Annotated in this window: 13 protein-coding genes; 8 read left to right on the forward strand and 5 right to left on the reverse strand. The window is 68.3% G+C overall.

Annotated elements, in window-relative coordinates:
* The first annotated feature begins 1 nt into the window (after nucleotide 1).
* The 7 genes from CJ177_RS06145 (at nucleotide 2) to CJ177_RS06175 (ending at nucleotide 6,594) form a co-directional block, all read left to right on the forward strand.
* Entirely contained in the window at nucleotides 2-1,222 is a 1,221-nt protein-coding gene (locus CJ177_RS06145; protein ID WP_005240555.1) for an RIP metalloprotease, read from the forward strand.
* Between the two features lie 41 nt (nucleotides 1,223-1,263).
* The gene (ispG, locus tag CJ177_RS06150; RefSeq protein ID WP_005240557.1) at nucleotides 1,264-2,421 is read left to right on the forward strand and encodes a flavodoxin-dependent (E)-4-hydroxy-3-methylbut-2-enyl-diphosphate synthase; all 1,158 of its coding nucleotides are present in this window, start codon (nucleotides 1,264-1,266) and stop codon (nucleotides 2,419-2,421) included.
* Nucleotides 2,422-2,515: 94 nt separating this feature from the next.
* Nucleotides 2,516-3,352 (forward strand): GNAT family N-acetyltransferase, encoded by an 837-nt coding sequence (locus tag CJ177_RS06155; RefSeq protein ID WP_005240559.1) that lies wholly within the window; start codon nucleotides 2,516-2,518, stop codon nucleotides 3,350-3,352.
* A 53-nt stretch (nucleotides 3,353-3,405) separates the two neighbouring features.
* Complete coding sequence (locus tag CJ177_RS06160; RefSeq protein ID WP_179443162.1) at nucleotides 3,406-5,220, forward strand: penicillin-binding transpeptidase domain-containing protein; 1,815 nt, start codon at nucleotides 3,406-3,408, stop codon at nucleotides 5,218-5,220.
* 159 nt (nucleotides 5,221-5,379) lie between these two features.
* Nucleotides 5,380-5,685, forward strand: coding sequence for a hypothetical protein (locus CJ177_RS06165; RefSeq protein ID WP_037179142.1), 306 nt, complete (start codon nucleotides 5,380-5,382; stop codon nucleotides 5,683-5,685).
* Nucleotide 5,686: 1 nt separating this feature from the next.
* Entirely contained in the window at nucleotides 5,687-6,169 is a 483-nt protein-coding gene (locus CJ177_RS06170) for a GyrI-like domain-containing protein (RefSeq protein ID WP_061701005.1), read from the forward strand.
* Nucleotides 6,166-6,594 carry a GyrI-like domain-containing protein gene (locus CJ177_RS06175; RefSeq protein WP_005240566.1) on the forward strand — a complete coding sequence of 143 codons (429 nt, stop codon included), beginning with the start codon at nucleotides 6,166-6,168 and terminating at the stop codon, nucleotides 6,592-6,594. Before CJ177_RS06170 ends, CJ177_RS06175 begins: the two co-directional genes overlap by 4 nt.
* 16 nt (nucleotides 6,595-6,610) lie before the next feature.
* On the opposite strand, the gene CJ177_RS06180 is transcribed toward CJ177_RS06175, so the two are convergent.
* A complete protein-coding gene (locus tag CJ177_RS06180; RefSeq protein ID WP_095867410.1) occupies nucleotides 6,611-8,032 on the reverse strand; it encodes an APC family permease in 1,422 nt (473 codons plus the stop codon).
* 54 nt (nucleotides 8,033-8,086) lie between these two features.
* On the reverse strand, nucleotides 8,087-8,962 hold the full coding sequence (locus CJ177_RS06185) for a LuxR C-terminal-related transcriptional regulator (RefSeq protein ID WP_061701003.1): 876 nt from the start codon (nucleotides 8,960-8,962) through the stop codon (nucleotides 8,087-8,089).
* Between the two features lie 109 nt (nucleotides 8,963-9,071).
* On the opposite strand from CJ177_RS06185, the gene CJ177_RS06190 reads away from it, so the two are divergent.
* Complete coding sequence (locus CJ177_RS06190) at nucleotides 9,072-10,694, forward strand: AMP-binding protein (protein WP_061701002.1); 1,623 nt, start codon at nucleotides 9,072-9,074, stop codon at nucleotides 10,692-10,694.
* Between the two features lie 60 nt (nucleotides 10,695-10,754).
* Here CJ177_RS06190 and CJ177_RS06195 read toward each other — a convergent pair whose 3' ends face one another.
* Genes CJ177_RS06195 through CJ177_RS06205 form a run of 3 tightly spaced genes read right to left on the reverse strand, consistent with a single transcriptional unit; the run spans nucleotide 10,755 to nucleotide 13,586 of the window.
* Nucleotides 10,755-11,540 carry an ABC transporter permease gene (locus CJ177_RS06195; RefSeq protein ID WP_061046010.1) on the reverse strand — a complete coding sequence of 262 codons (786 nt, stop codon included), beginning with the start codon at nucleotides 11,538-11,540 and terminating at the stop codon, nucleotides 10,755-10,757.
* Nucleotides 11,515-12,420, reverse strand: coding sequence for a 2-aminoethylphosphonate ABC transporter permease subunit (locus tag CJ177_RS06200; RefSeq protein ID WP_095867411.1), 906 nt, complete (start codon nucleotides 12,418-12,420; stop codon nucleotides 11,515-11,517). The genes CJ177_RS06195 and CJ177_RS06200 overlap by 26 nt, the downstream gene beginning before the upstream one ends.
* Nucleotides 12,417-13,586 (reverse strand): ABC transporter ATP-binding protein, encoded by a 1,170-nt coding sequence (locus tag CJ177_RS06205; protein ID WP_095867412.1) that lies wholly within the window; start codon nucleotides 13,584-13,586, stop codon nucleotides 12,417-12,419. The genes CJ177_RS06200 and CJ177_RS06205 overlap by 4 nt, the downstream gene beginning before the upstream one ends.
* Between the last annotated feature and the right edge of the window lie 2 nt (nucleotides 13,587-13,588).

Consider the following 13,588-nt stretch of genomic DNA (forward strand, 5'->3'; position numbering starts at 1 on the left):
CATGGTGTTCGCAGTGGGCGTTGTTCTCTTCGCCCTCGGGATCGCGCTGTCGATCGCACTTCACGAAGCGGGGCACATGTGGGTGGCGCAGGCCACCGGCATGAAGGTCCGCCGGTACTTCATCGGTTTCGGACCCAAGGTCTTCTCCTTCCGCCGCGGTGAGACCGAGTACGGGCTCAAGGCGCTCCCACTCGGCGGGTTCTGCGACATCGCCGGGATGACGGCGCTGGACGAACTCGACCCGGACGAAGAAGACCGGGCCATGTACAAGAAGCCGACCTGGAAGCGCCTCGCGGTGATGTCCGGCGGCATCGGCATGAACTTCGTCCTCGGGCTCGTGCTGGTCTACGTCCTCGCCGTCGGGTGGGGGCTGCCCGATCTCAACCGGTCCACCGACGCGGTCGTCGGTTCGGTCGGGTGTGCTGCGCCCACCCAGGGTCCCGGCCCCGACTACGCCCTGTCCGAGTGCACCGGACCGGGCCCCGCCGAGCAGGCGGGCATCAGGACCGGCGACGTCATCACCGCGGTCGACGGCAAGGACACGCCCTCGTTCGCCGACGTGGCCGCCGCCACGCGTTCGCTGTCCGGTCCGGTGGACTTCACCATCGAGCGGGACGGCGAAGAGCAGACGATCGTCGTCCCGGTCCAGCAGGTGCAGCGCTGGGTCCAGGAGGAGGGGGACACCGAACCCCACGAGGCGACGGTCGGTGCCATCGGCATCGGCGCGACCCCGAGCGTCGTCGAGCACTCGGCGCTCTCGGCGGTGCCCGCCTCGTTCGAGTTCACCGGCGACATGTTCGTGATGACCGCCGAGCGGCTGGTGCAGATGCCGAGCAAGGCCGTCGACCTGTGGCACGCGGTGACGGGCGGCGAACGCGACCCGGAGACCCCGATCTCCGTATACGGCGCCAGCGTCATCGGCGGTCAGATCGCCGAACAGGGCATCTGGGAAGCGTTCGTGCTGCTGCTCGCGAGCCTGAACTTCTTCCTCGGGATGTTCAACCTCCTGCCGCTGCTGCCGCTCGACGGCGGGCACATGGCGGTCACCGTGTACGAGCGGGTCCGGGACTGGTTCCGCAGCAGGCGCGGACTGCCCAGCGGGGGACCCGTCGACTACATGAAACTTCTGCCCGTCACCTATGTGGTGATCGTCATAGGCGGCGCATACATGCTCCTCACCCTGACCGCCGACATCGTCAACCCGATCAAGCTCTTCCAGTGATCGCTAAACTCGGACTTGAAGCTACGAAAGAAGGCACCCACGTGACCAGCCCTGTCGGATTGGGTATGCCCGAAGGCCCGGCCGCCGTTCTCGCCCCCCGCCGCAAGACTCGCCAGCTCCAGGTCGGAACTGTCGGTGTCGGCAGCGACTTCCCGGTATCCGTGCAGTCGATGTGCACCACCAAGACCCACGACATCAACGCCACCCTGCAGCAGATCGCGGAACTCACGGCGTCGGGCTGCGACATCGTCCGTGTGGCCTGCCCACGGCAGGAGGACGCCGACGCGCTCGCGACCATCGCGAAGAAGAGCCAGATCCCGGTCATCGCCGACATCCACTTCCAGCCCCGGTACATCTTCGCCGCCATCGAGGCGGGCTGCGCGGCCGTCCGCGTGAACCCCGGCAACATCAAGGAGTTCGACGGACGCGTCAAGGAGGTCGCGAAGGCCGCGGGCGACGCAGGCATCCCGATCCGCATCGGTGTCAATGCCGGTTCCCTCGACCCGCGCCTGATGCAGAAGTACGGCAAGGCCACGCCGGAGGCGCTCGTCGAGTCCGCGCTGTGGGAGGCGGGACTGTTCGAGGAACACGGGTTCGGCGACATCAAGATCTCGGTGAAGCACAACGACCCGGTGATCATGGTCGAGGCCTACCGGCAGCTGGCGGCGCAGTGCAACTACCCGCTGCACCTCGGGGTGACCGAGGCCGGTCCGGCCTTCCAGGGCACGATCAAGTCGGCGGTGGCGTTCGGTGCGCTGCTGGCCGACGGCATCGGCGACACCATCCGGGTGTCGCTGTCCGCTCCGCCCGCCGAGGAGATCAAGGTCGGCACGCAGATCCTGCAGTCGCTGAACCTGCGGCCCCGGAAGCTCGAGATCGTCTCCTGCCCGTCGTGCGGGCGCGCCCAGGTAGACGTGTACACGCTCGCCGACGAGGTCACCGCCGGTCTCGAGGGCATGGAGATCCCGCTGCGCGTGGCCGTCATGGGGTGCGTCGTCAACGGTCCCGGTGAGGCCCGCGAGGCCGACCTGGGTGTCGCGTCCGGCAACGGCAAGGGGCAGATCTTCGTCAAGGGCAAGGTCATCAAGACCGTGCCGGAGGCGCAGATCGTCGAAACTCTCATCGAGGAAGCCATGCGGATCGCCGAGGAGATGGAGGGTGATGCGACGTCCGGATCACCCGTCGTGACGGTCAGTTGAGTCGGCGCAGGCAGCGGCCAACGAAACGTCTCCCGTTTCCGGCGAGTTCATGGCAATCTGGTGGGCAGGTCCACTAGCTGACAAGGTTGGGTAGATGCTCAAGCTCCTCGGTGCCAAACAGTTGAGCAGTCGGGACGCAGCACACGTGCTCCGCGTTCTCGACGCCGATCCTGTCGCCGCCTGCATGGTTGCCGCTCGCGTAGAAGAGGGCGGCATCGATCCCCGGATGATCCACGGAGAGTTGTGGAGTCGGGGCGGGCCGCTCGAGTCGTTGTGCTTCTCGGGCGCGAATTTCGTGCCGCTGCGTGGCAGCATCGACGACATGCGGGCGTTCGCCGACCGGGCCTGTCGCACCCCGCGCATGTGTTCGTCGCTGGTCGGCCGGGCCGAACTGACGTTGCCGCTGTGGGAGATGCTCGAGATGGATTGGGGGCCTGCCCGCGAGGTCCGGCCCGACCAGCCGCTGCTGGCGCTGGCGAGTACCCCGCAGTGCCGCCCGGACCCCTTGGTCCGGCAGGTGCGGATGCACGAACTCGAGCAGTACCTGCCTGCCGCGGTCGCGATGTTCATCGAAGAGGTCGGCATCGATCCCCGCGCCAACGACGGAGGACGAGGGTACCGGCGCCGCGTCGCCAATCTCATCGCCGCCGGCCGGGCGTGGGCCAGATTCGACGACGGTCAGGTGGTGTTCAAGGCCGAGGTCGGCTCGGTGTCCTCCCGGGTGGGGCAGATCCAGGGTGTGTGGGTGCATCCGATGTATCGCGGGCACGGGTTCGGGGCGGCGGGTACCGCGACGGTCGCGGAGGCCGTCATCGCGGAGGGCCGCATCGCCAGCCTCTACGTCAACAGCTTCAACACGGTGGCCCGCAGCGCGTACGCGCGCATCGGCTTCAGCCAGGTCGCGACGTTCGCCACAATTCTCCTGGACTGACTCGCTGTCCGCCTACCGTGTCGGCGGTGTCCGCCGACATAGCATGGGCGGCGATGAACCTGCGGCCATATTCTCGCTTACGCGTCGTCCAGTCGATCGCCCTATGCGGCGCCGCTGTGCTGACGGTGGGTCTCACGGCGTGCACGCCGAGACCGGACGGTCCGGAACCGGCCGCGCAGGCGTTTCTGACGGCCTTCGCCGAGCAGGATTCGGGGCAGGCCGCCGATCTGTCGGATCGTCCCGACGTCGCCCGCCAGGCCCTCGAGTCCGCGTGGACGTCGCTGCAGGCCGAGTCTCTCGACGCCCGGACGACGGACGTTCACGTCAGCGGTGACACGGCCACCGTCGGGTACACGTACGAATGGCATCTGCCGAAGGACCGGGTGTGGACGTATTCGGGTGAACTCCAGATGGGGCGGCGCGGCGGAGACTGGGCCGTGCGCTGGAGTTCCACCAACGTCCATCCCCGGCTGGGTGACCGGCAGACGATGTCGCTGCGTTCCACGGCCGCCCCGCGGGCGCGGGTCAACGAGCATTCGGGGTCGGACGTCCTCGTCCCCGGCGTGGTGTACCGCGTGAAGTTCGATGCGGCGCAGTCGGGCAACGTGATCGGCAGTGCCCAGTCCCTCGCGTCGGCGCTCGCCACGTTCGACAACACGCTCACTGCGCAGTCGATCGCCGAATCGGCGACGGCGGTCAAGGGCGACTACCTCGTCACGAGGCTGCGGTCGGACGACTACGAACAGGTCGCCGGCGTGCTCGGCGCCATTCCCGGTGTGAGCGTGTCCGACGAGGCGGATCTCGTGGCCACCGACCGGAACTTCGCACCCGATCTGGTCGGTCAGGTGAAGAAGACCGTGATCGACGAGGTCGACGGCAAGGCCGGCTGGAGTGTGGTGACGGTCAACCAGAACGGTGTCGACACGGACGTGCTCACCGAGACGGCGCCGCAGACCTCCCCGTCGTTCTCGATCAGCCTCGACCGTCCCATCCAGATCGCCGCGCAGAACGCCGTCAATGCTCGCACCGACCAGACGATGATGGTCGTCATCCAGCCGTCGACCGGCGACGTCCTGGCCGTCGCGCAGAACAAGGCCGCGGACAGGGACGGCCCGGTCGCGCTCACCGGCCTGTATCCGCCCGGTTCGACGTTCAAGATCATCACCGCGGGCGCCGCGATCTCGTCGGGCATCGCGACACCCGACACGATGGTGCCGTGTCCGGGACGCATCGAGATCGGTGAGCGCAGCGTCCCGAACTACAACGAATTCGCGCTCGGCACCGTGCCGATGGCCACGGCGTTCGCCCGCTCCTGCAATACGTCGTTCGCGAAACTCGCCAGCGAGATGCGTCCCGACGCGCTGACGGTCGCTGCGTCGCAGTACGGTATCGGCCCCGACTACGAAGTGGTGGGCCTGCCCACCGACTCGGGTTCGGTGCCGCCTGCCGAGGATCTGGTGCAGCGAACCGAGGACGGATTCGGTCAGGGCAAGGTGGTGGTCAGCCCGTTCGGGATGGCGTTGGCCGCCGCGACCATCGCGCACGGTTCGACGCCCGTGCCGCGGTTGATCGCCGGACGGGAAACCACGATCGACGGCGAGCATCCGCAGATCAGCCCGGAAATGGTCGACGGCCTGCGCGGGATGATGCGCCTCGTGGTGACGAGCGGTACCGCCGAGCGGATCGAAGACCAGGGCGAGGTGTACGGCAAGACGGGTGAGGCCGAGGTCGACGGCGGTTCGCACGCCTGGTTCGTCGGCTACCGCGGCGACCTCGCGTTCGCGACGCTGGTGGTGCGCGGCGGCAGTTCCGACAACGCCGTCGCCGTCACCCGCGACATGTTCGCCGCGCTGCCCGAGGGGTACTGACGCGGGCCGCTGTCCACCGATCGAGGGACAGCGGAATTCATCCTGTTCAGGGGCTGATCGGTGGACAGACGCTGCCGCCGGGGCGGTCCATAGTTGGTTGCAGACGGAAGAACCCGCACAGTCGGGATCGAAAAGCCAACGTGGACAGGAAGTCGGACCATGACCATCAGTGCAGAAGTGAATCGCGTGGAGACAGCGAACGGTACCCGGAGGGTGTTGTTCGTTGGGCGCCCGGGCGGCGGCACCGAGCTGACGCGGTGGGTTGCGTTGCGGCAGTGGGCTTCCGACCGCGGAATCGAATCGATCAGCGAATGTGAGGGTGACGTCGTCTGCGCGATCGCGACCGAGGACGTCCTGGACGGACTCTGTTCGCCGTCCGATGCGATGGCGATGCAGCTGGCGCGGGCTCGAGGGGTGCCCTGCGTCGGCGTTCGCGACGCACACGTACTCGAAGATGCGATCTGACATGGGCTTCGAGATCATCGAGCGCGGCGAGACCCTGGTGGCCGGTCTGCCCGTGCGAAGCCCCCAGCGCGCGTTGGGGAAGCTGAGCGACCCGCGCCTGGACCGCGCATGGACGAGAGTGCTCCACCACGAGGTCGGGGGGCCGCTCGCCTCCACCTACATCGACTTCGCTCCCGACGTCGAGTCGTATTACACCCAGATCGTCGGGTACGAGTGCGCGACGGTGGACGACGCCACGCGGGGTCACGTCATTTCGCGGATCCCGCCCGGCACGTACGCCAAGTTCTCCTCGCGGGGAATGTTTCCCGACGTGATGCTGCGGCTGTGGGCGCAGGTCAGCGAGGCGGAGACGAACGGCGACATCGAGCGGACGTACACCGGGGACCTCGAAGCGTATCCGCACGCCTACGCCGTGGACCTGTACATTCCGATCCACGTGGACGAGTCCGGGGCGCCGTCGAGTGCGATGGGTGAGAAGCGATGATCGAGATCGTCAAGCGGCAGGCCGAATCGTTTGTGGGCCTGACCATTCCCGAAGGCAAACCCGGACGACCCGGGCCGGGCCGCGAACTCGTCGACTACACGGTGGAGCGGATCAGGGATCGGGGGATCTCCGAGATCTTCGTCGTCTACGCGGCCTCCCCGCCGCCGCGCACGTTCACGGTGGTCGTCGGATATCCGTGCGATTCGCCCGACAAGATGGAGCCCGGCGACGTCCTGGTCGGCGTACGTTCCGGCTATTTCGCCCGATTCTGTTGCGAGGACGAATCGGAACCGGATGCGCTCGCCGAGACGTGGAGCGTCGCCGACTACGCGGCGGCGCGCGGCCGGATCGAACGCGCCTTCACCGAGGACCTCGAGGTGCATCATCCGGACGGGTCCGTCGATCTGTTCCTCTCACTGCATTGAGCGGCGACCGGGCGGGTCACTCGTGCTCGGCGAGTTTCTCGGGGTCGATCTGGGGCCCGCCCTTGCCGAGCCTCTTGTTCACGAGGACGGTCCCGGCCCACAGCACGACACCGATTCCGAGGAGAACGCCCGCGATCTGGTACTGCACCGCGGGACGGTCGGCGAAAGGAGTGACGAGGAAGCCACACGTGAGGGCGCCGATGATCGGAAAGATGGTCGGCACCCGGAAATGCTTGTGCTCCACCGGCTGCTTGCGCAAGACGAGCACGGTGATGTTGACGATGGTGAACACGCCCAGCAGCAGCAGTGCGGTGGTGCCGCCGAGTTCGGGGACCTCACCGACGAACGTGATGAGGCCGAAGGCGAGGATCGTGGTGAAGACGATGGCCACGTACGGCGTGCGCCGGGTGGCGTGAACCTTGCCGAGCGGGGGAGGCAGGACACCCTCGCGGCTCATGCCGTACAGCAACCGGCTCGCCATCAGCATGTTGATCAGTGCCGTGTTGGCGACGGCGAACATGGTGATGAACGCGAAGATCCCGATCGGGAACCCGGGCGCCCCGGCCTGAACGACCTTCAGCAGCGGAGTGTCACCCTCGCCGAGTTCGGCCACCGGCACGAGCGCGATCGCGGTGATCGACACGAACACGTAGATGCAGCCGGTGATGATCAGGCCGGTCAGCAGGACCTTGGGGAAGATGCGGCTCGGCTCCTTGCATTCTTCGGCCATGTTGACCGAGTCCTCGAACCCGACCATCGCGAAGAAGGCGAGGGCGGTTCCCGCGACGACCGCGCCGAGTGCGGATCGGTCGCCGGTGTCGAACGTGGCCACCCGGGAGAAGTCGCCGTCGCCGACGCCGAGGGCCCACAGCCCGATCATGATGATGATCAGGAGGCCGGACAGCTCGACACAGGTGAGTACGACGTTGGTCTTGACGCTCTCGCTGACCCCGCGGAAGTTGACGAGCCCCACCAGCGTCATGAAGCCGAGACCGAGCAGGGTGATGCCGATCCCGGTGGAGAAGTCGAGGTGGAACGCCTCGACGAAATTGGCGGCGAACGCCCGCGACGCCGTCGACGCGGACGTGATTCCCGAGCACATCACCGCGAACGCGACCATGTACGTGAGGAAGTGCACCCCGAACGCCTTGTGCGTGTACAGCGCGGCGCCGGCGGCCTTCGGGAACTTGGTGACCAGCTCCAGATAACTGAATGCGGTGATGATCGCGACGACGAACGCCACCAGGAACGGCAGCCACACCGCGCCCCCGACCTGGTTGGCGACCTTGCCGGTGAGCGCGTAGATCCCGGTACCCAGGATGTCGCCGACGATGAACAACAGCAGCAGCCCTGGGCCCATCACCCGTTTGAGGCTCGGCTGTTCGGGCGAACTCGAATCCGGTGCGTTCGAACTCGTGGCGTCCGCTGTCGATCCCATGATCCACCGCCTTTCGCTACCGCCTGCGTCCCTCGTTCGAGAAGACTGTGTTCGCTAGGGGAGCAGCCCGAGCCTGCGCGCGGTCACCACCGCCTCGTGCCGCGACCGTGCGTCGAGCTTGCTCATGGCACTACGCAGGTAACTCTTGACCGTCTCGGGTCCCACCGAGAGGCGCTGTGCTGCTTCGCTGTTGGTGCATCCCAGGGCCACGTGGGACAGGACGTCGATCTCACGTGGAGTGAGGCGGACGCCGGGGTCCTCGTCGCCGCCGTCGGCGTCCGGCCGCAGAATGCCCGCCAGTCGCTGCGACAACCCACGGAGACGGGCCTGCAACGAGGTGTCGGCGACGGTCTGCGCCACACTCCGCAGCTCCGCGTGGATGTCGCGGAGCTCCTCGGTGGTGGCGCCGCCGGCACCGCCCACGTCGAGCGTCTTCATCATCTCGAGGCGGCGATCGACCTCGTCCCGGATGGCGATCTCGGTGCCGAGGCGCCGGGATGCCGCGACGACGATGTCGGCGGTGCGGTCGCCGATCGGTGCGCAGTCGCGGATGGCGGCGTAGAGCACGGCGCGCGAGCTGCCCCGCACCATGACCGGTACCGCGAGGATGGACCGGAGCCCCTCACTGAGGACGGGCCGGTCGTAGTGGTGGGTAATGGTCGAGGAGCGGCCGTAGTCGTTGACCGCCGCCGGTGTGCGCTGGGCGACCACGCGGCCGCCGAGACCGGAACGCGAGGGGATGGCGAGGCCCTTGAGGTTGTTGGTGCGAGTGCCGACGAACTCGCTGAGGTGCAGTGTGCCGTCCTGGACCTCGCCGCCGAACAGGACCGGCGCGACGCCGTGAGCTGCGATGGAGCGCAGCTCACCGCGAAGTGCGTCCCCGTCCCGAGGGCGCAGCAGCGACGGTGCACGAGCAACCAAGTCGGTCACCCCTTTCCGGGGGTAGTCACAGCGGTCTGTGAGCTAGATCATAACCGTAGTGAGTTCGGGCGAGGGCCCGACCATCTGTCACGGGCCATGAGAGCACAAGGAGTACCGCATGACCACCGATCCCACCGCACGCGTGCGTGAGCTGCTGGACCAGTACGACACGCCGACGGCGTCCGCCGCGGAACTGCTGTGTGATCGACACCCCGCCGACGACGTGGCATTCACCGTCGTCGAATCGGATCTGTCGTCGACGGACCTCACCTACGGCTACCTGCGCGAGCAGTCGACGCGATTCGCCGCCGCACTCGCGGACCTCGGCGTCGAGCCGGGTGACCACGTCGCGACGCTGATGGGCAAGTCGGCCGAACTGGTCGTCGCGCTGCTCGGCATCTGGCGCCGGGGTGCCGTCCACGTTCCCCTGTTCACCGCGTTTGCGCCGCCCGCGATCGCGTTCCGGCTGGGTGCGAGCGGGGCGAAGGTCGTCGTCTCCGACGCCAACCAGCTCGACAAGCTGACCCCCGGGGAGGACATCCCCGCGGACGCGTCCTGGCAGGTCGTCGTCGTGGGCGGGGCCGGCTGCGATGCTCTCGACTTCGCGACGCTGGTGGAGTCGCACGACGCCGCGGATGCGAAGGGTGCGGCCGTCACGGTCGGCGGCGACGGACCCCTCGTCCAGTTGTTCACGAGCGGCACGACCGGAACACCGAAGGGAGTGCCGGTGCGGCTGCGGGCCCTCGCGTCGTTCCACGCCTACCAGGAGTTCGGCCTCGACGTCCGCAAGGACGACGTGTTCTGGAACGCCGCCGACCCCGGCTGGGCCTACGGCCTCTACTACGCCCTGCTCGGACCCCTCGCCGCGGGCACCCGCAGCATCCTGCTGCACGCCGGATTCTCCGCGCCCCTCACCTGGCAGGTGATGGAACGCTTCGGCGTCACCAACTTCGCCGCCGCGCCGACGGTCTACCGCAGCCTGCGGGCCGACCCCACGCCGATCCCCGAGACGGTGACACTGCGACGCGCGTCGTCGGCGGGTGAACCGCTCACTCCCGACGTGATCTCGTGGGCCGAGGCCAACCTGAACGTGTTCGTGCGCGACCACTACGGCCAGACCGAGCACGGCATGTTCATCGCCAACTCCTGGGCCGACGGACTGCGGGAAGAGGTGCGCGACGGGTCCATGGGCAAACCACTGCCGGGGTGGGCGTGCGCCGTGCTCGAGGACGACTCCGACGCGATCGCCCCGCCGCGGACCCCCGGCCGGGTGGCGATCGACACCCTGGGCAGCCCGCTGATGTGGTTCACCGGCTACGTCGACGCCCCGGAGAAGACCGCGCAGCGGTTCACCGCCGACGGTCGCTGGTACCTCACCGGCGACGCCGGGCAGACCGACGAGGACGGCTTCTACTTCTTCTCCGCCCGCGACGACGACGTGATCATCATGGCCGGCTACCGGATCGGGCCCTTCGACGTGGAGAGTGTGCTCGTCATGCACGACGACGTCGTCGAGGCTGCGGTCGTCGGGATGCCCGACGAGTTGCGGGGTGAGGTACTCGAGGCGTTCGTGGTCCTGCGCGACGGCGTCGACGGGACCGACGAACTGGAGGTCGAGCTGCAGACGCTGGTGAAGAAGAAGTTCGCGGCGCACGCCTACCCGCGCACCGTGCATTTCGTCCCCAACCTGCCGAAGACCCCCAGCGGCAAGGTGCAGCGGTACCTGCTCCGCCAGAAGTAGGCCCTCCGGGCCCGTGCGCCTTTCCGGTAGCTCCAGCTACCGGAAAGGCGCACGGGTGCGTCAGCGCCTGCGGAGGCGGCCGACGACCAGCAGGGCGAGGAGGGTGACCGCCAACAGCAGGGTGGTGTCGGCGGCGGCGAGGAACACCTGACCGCGGTCGGTGAGCCCGAAGATGCTCACCGGCAACGTCTTCCATGTTGCCGGATACACCATCACGGTGGCGCCCAGTTCGCCCATCGACAGCGCGATCGACAGGCCCGCGGCGGCGCCGAGCGCAGGGAGCAGGAGCGGCAGCGTGATCCGCAGCAGGACGCGGGTGGGACCGGCGCCGAGGGATTCGGCCGCCTGCCGGTAGGCCGGATCGAGCCGGTCCAGTGCCGCCGACACGGCACTGAACGTGAAGGCCAGCACGAGGATCGTGTGCGCCAGGATCACGATCCACTTGGTTCCGCCGAGCAGGAGCGGCCGCGAGTTGAACGTGATCAGCAGACCCAGACCGATCGCCACGGACGGGATCGCGATCGGCAGGTGAAAGACGGCGTCGGTGATGCGGCGCAACCACGCCGGCGCCTCCCGCGCAGCGAGTGCCGCCCACGTCCCGACCACCAGCGCCAGTGCGCCCGCGACGAACGCCGTCTGCAGGCTGACGGCAAGGCTGGCGAGATTCTCGTCGGACAGTGCCGCCGCGAAGTTCCGGCCGCCGAGGTTCGAGGGCAGTGGGCCCGTCCAGGATCCGGCCAGCGCGGCAGCGACCACGGTGGCGATCGGTGCCGCGAACACGACGGTCACCACCAGTGCGAACAGGCTCAGGGTCAGCGCCCTAGATCTTGTCGTCCACAGCAGCACGGCTGCCTCCCGTCAGCTTCGCGAACACGAATCGGTACGTGAAGTACAGGGTCAGCGACAGCGCCACCTGGACGGTGGCGATCACGGCGGCGCCCGGCAGGTCGAACGTGACGATGCCGCGCGTGTAGATCAGGACGGGCAGCGTCACCACGTCCTTGGCGCCCGTGAACAGGACGATGCCGAACTCGTTGAGGGTGAGCAGCAGCACCAGCGATCCACCCGCCATCAGTGCGGGCCATGCCTCGGGCATCACCACGGTCCGGAGTACCCGCAGCGGCGACGCCCCGAGACTGGCGGCGACGTCGAGTTGTTCGCGGGGGATCTGGGTGAACGCGGCGAGCAGGGGGCGGACGACGAACGGCGTGAAGAACGTGATCTCCGCGGCGATCACCCCGAGTGGGGTGCCGAGGAAGTTCAGCGGTCCGTCGGCGTCGCCGGTGATCCGCGCGATCAGCGCGTTCACTGCCCCCGCCGTGCCATAGAGGAACGTGAACGCCAGCGTGATCAGGAACGACGGCAGCGACAGCACCGCATCGATCAGCCGTCCCACGACCTTCGATCCCGTGAACGGGACGAACGCCAGCACGAGCGCCAGTAACGTGCCGAGGATCAGGCAGCCGAGGGTGGAGAGGGCGGCGATCTGCACCGTCCGCCACAGCGCCGTGCGGAACAGTTCCGACCCGAGGACGCCGGACCAGGTGTCCAGACCCGAACCGGTATCGGAGTCGAGGGATTCGGTGAGCACCCGGGCCATCGGGTAGGCGGCAAGTACAAGTACGAGCAGCAGGGGTGGGAGCGTCCACGCGATGCCCCGCCACCGGACCGGCTCGGGGCGGGGCGGGGCCGTCGCGGCGGGCGGACGCTCGAGGGTCGCGGTCATGTCGCCGGCACCAGGACGCTGCCGTCGGACGGGAACTGCACGCCGACGACGGTGCCCGGAGCGCGCTGGTCGTGACCGGACACGTCCGCGTCCACCTGCACTCCCTCGAAGTCGTCGACGGCGAGTGTGATCCGCGTGGTCGATCCCCGCCACACCGTCGAGACGATCCGCGCCGAGAACGAACCCCGCGCGCCGGGCGCGGTCAGCGTCACCGCATGCGGGCGGACACACAGGAACGCGGGCAGGTCCGACTCCCATTCCACGTGCCCGATGTCGGGTTGAGGGGCGGTGGCAGTGACGGGAACACCGCCGATCGACACGAGCGCCGACGTCCCGATCACCCGGGTGACGGTGCACGGCAGCAGGTTGGCACCGCCGAGGAATTCCGCGGTGAAACTGCTCGGCGGCCGCTTCCAGAGGTTCTCGGCGGTGTCGATGTCGGCGAGCCGTGAGTTCCGCATGACGGCGATCCGGTCGGCCAGCGCCAGCGCCTCGCTCTGATCGTGCGTGACGTAGAGCATCGCGGTGTCGGGCAGGGCCGCACGCAGTCGCGAGAGCTCACCGAGCATGCTCTCGCGCAGTTGCGCGTCCAGCGCGGCGAGTGGTTCGTCGAGCAGCAGGACTGCGGGCCGGATCGCGAGGGCCCGCGCGATCGCGATCCGCTGCTGCTGTCCGCCCGACAGTTCACGCGGCAGGCGTTTGCCGTAGGCGGCCATGTCGACCATGTCGAGGGCCTCGGCCACCCGCGCGCAGATCTCCGCCCGCGGCACCCGATGGGAGCGGAGGCCGAACGCGACGTTGTCGGCCACCCGCATGTGCGGGAACAGCGCGTACGACTGCACCACGACGCCGATTCCCCGTTTCGCGGGCGGTAGGTCGGTGACGTCGCGGGATCCGAGCCGCACGGAACCCGAAGTGGGGCGGACGAATCCCGCGAGCGCCTTGAGCGCGGTCGACTTCCCGGACCCGCTGGGGCCGAGCAGGGCCACCGTCTCACCGCGGCCGACGCGCAGGTTGAAATCGATCAGGGCGTGGGTGACGCCCTTCCCGCGGCCGTAGGCGACGGTGACGCGGTCGAACGTGACGGCCGGCGCGGAGAAATCGGTGGCTCCGCGGACCGCGGTGGTGTACGACGGGTCTACCCGCCTGGCTGGAAGTCCCGACACGA

It is taken from the genome of Rhodococcus sp. ACPA1 (genome assembly GCF_002300195.1).
Lineage (GTDB): Bacteria > Actinomycetota > Actinomycetes > Mycobacteriales > Mycobacteriaceae > Rhodococcus_F > Rhodococcus_F opacus.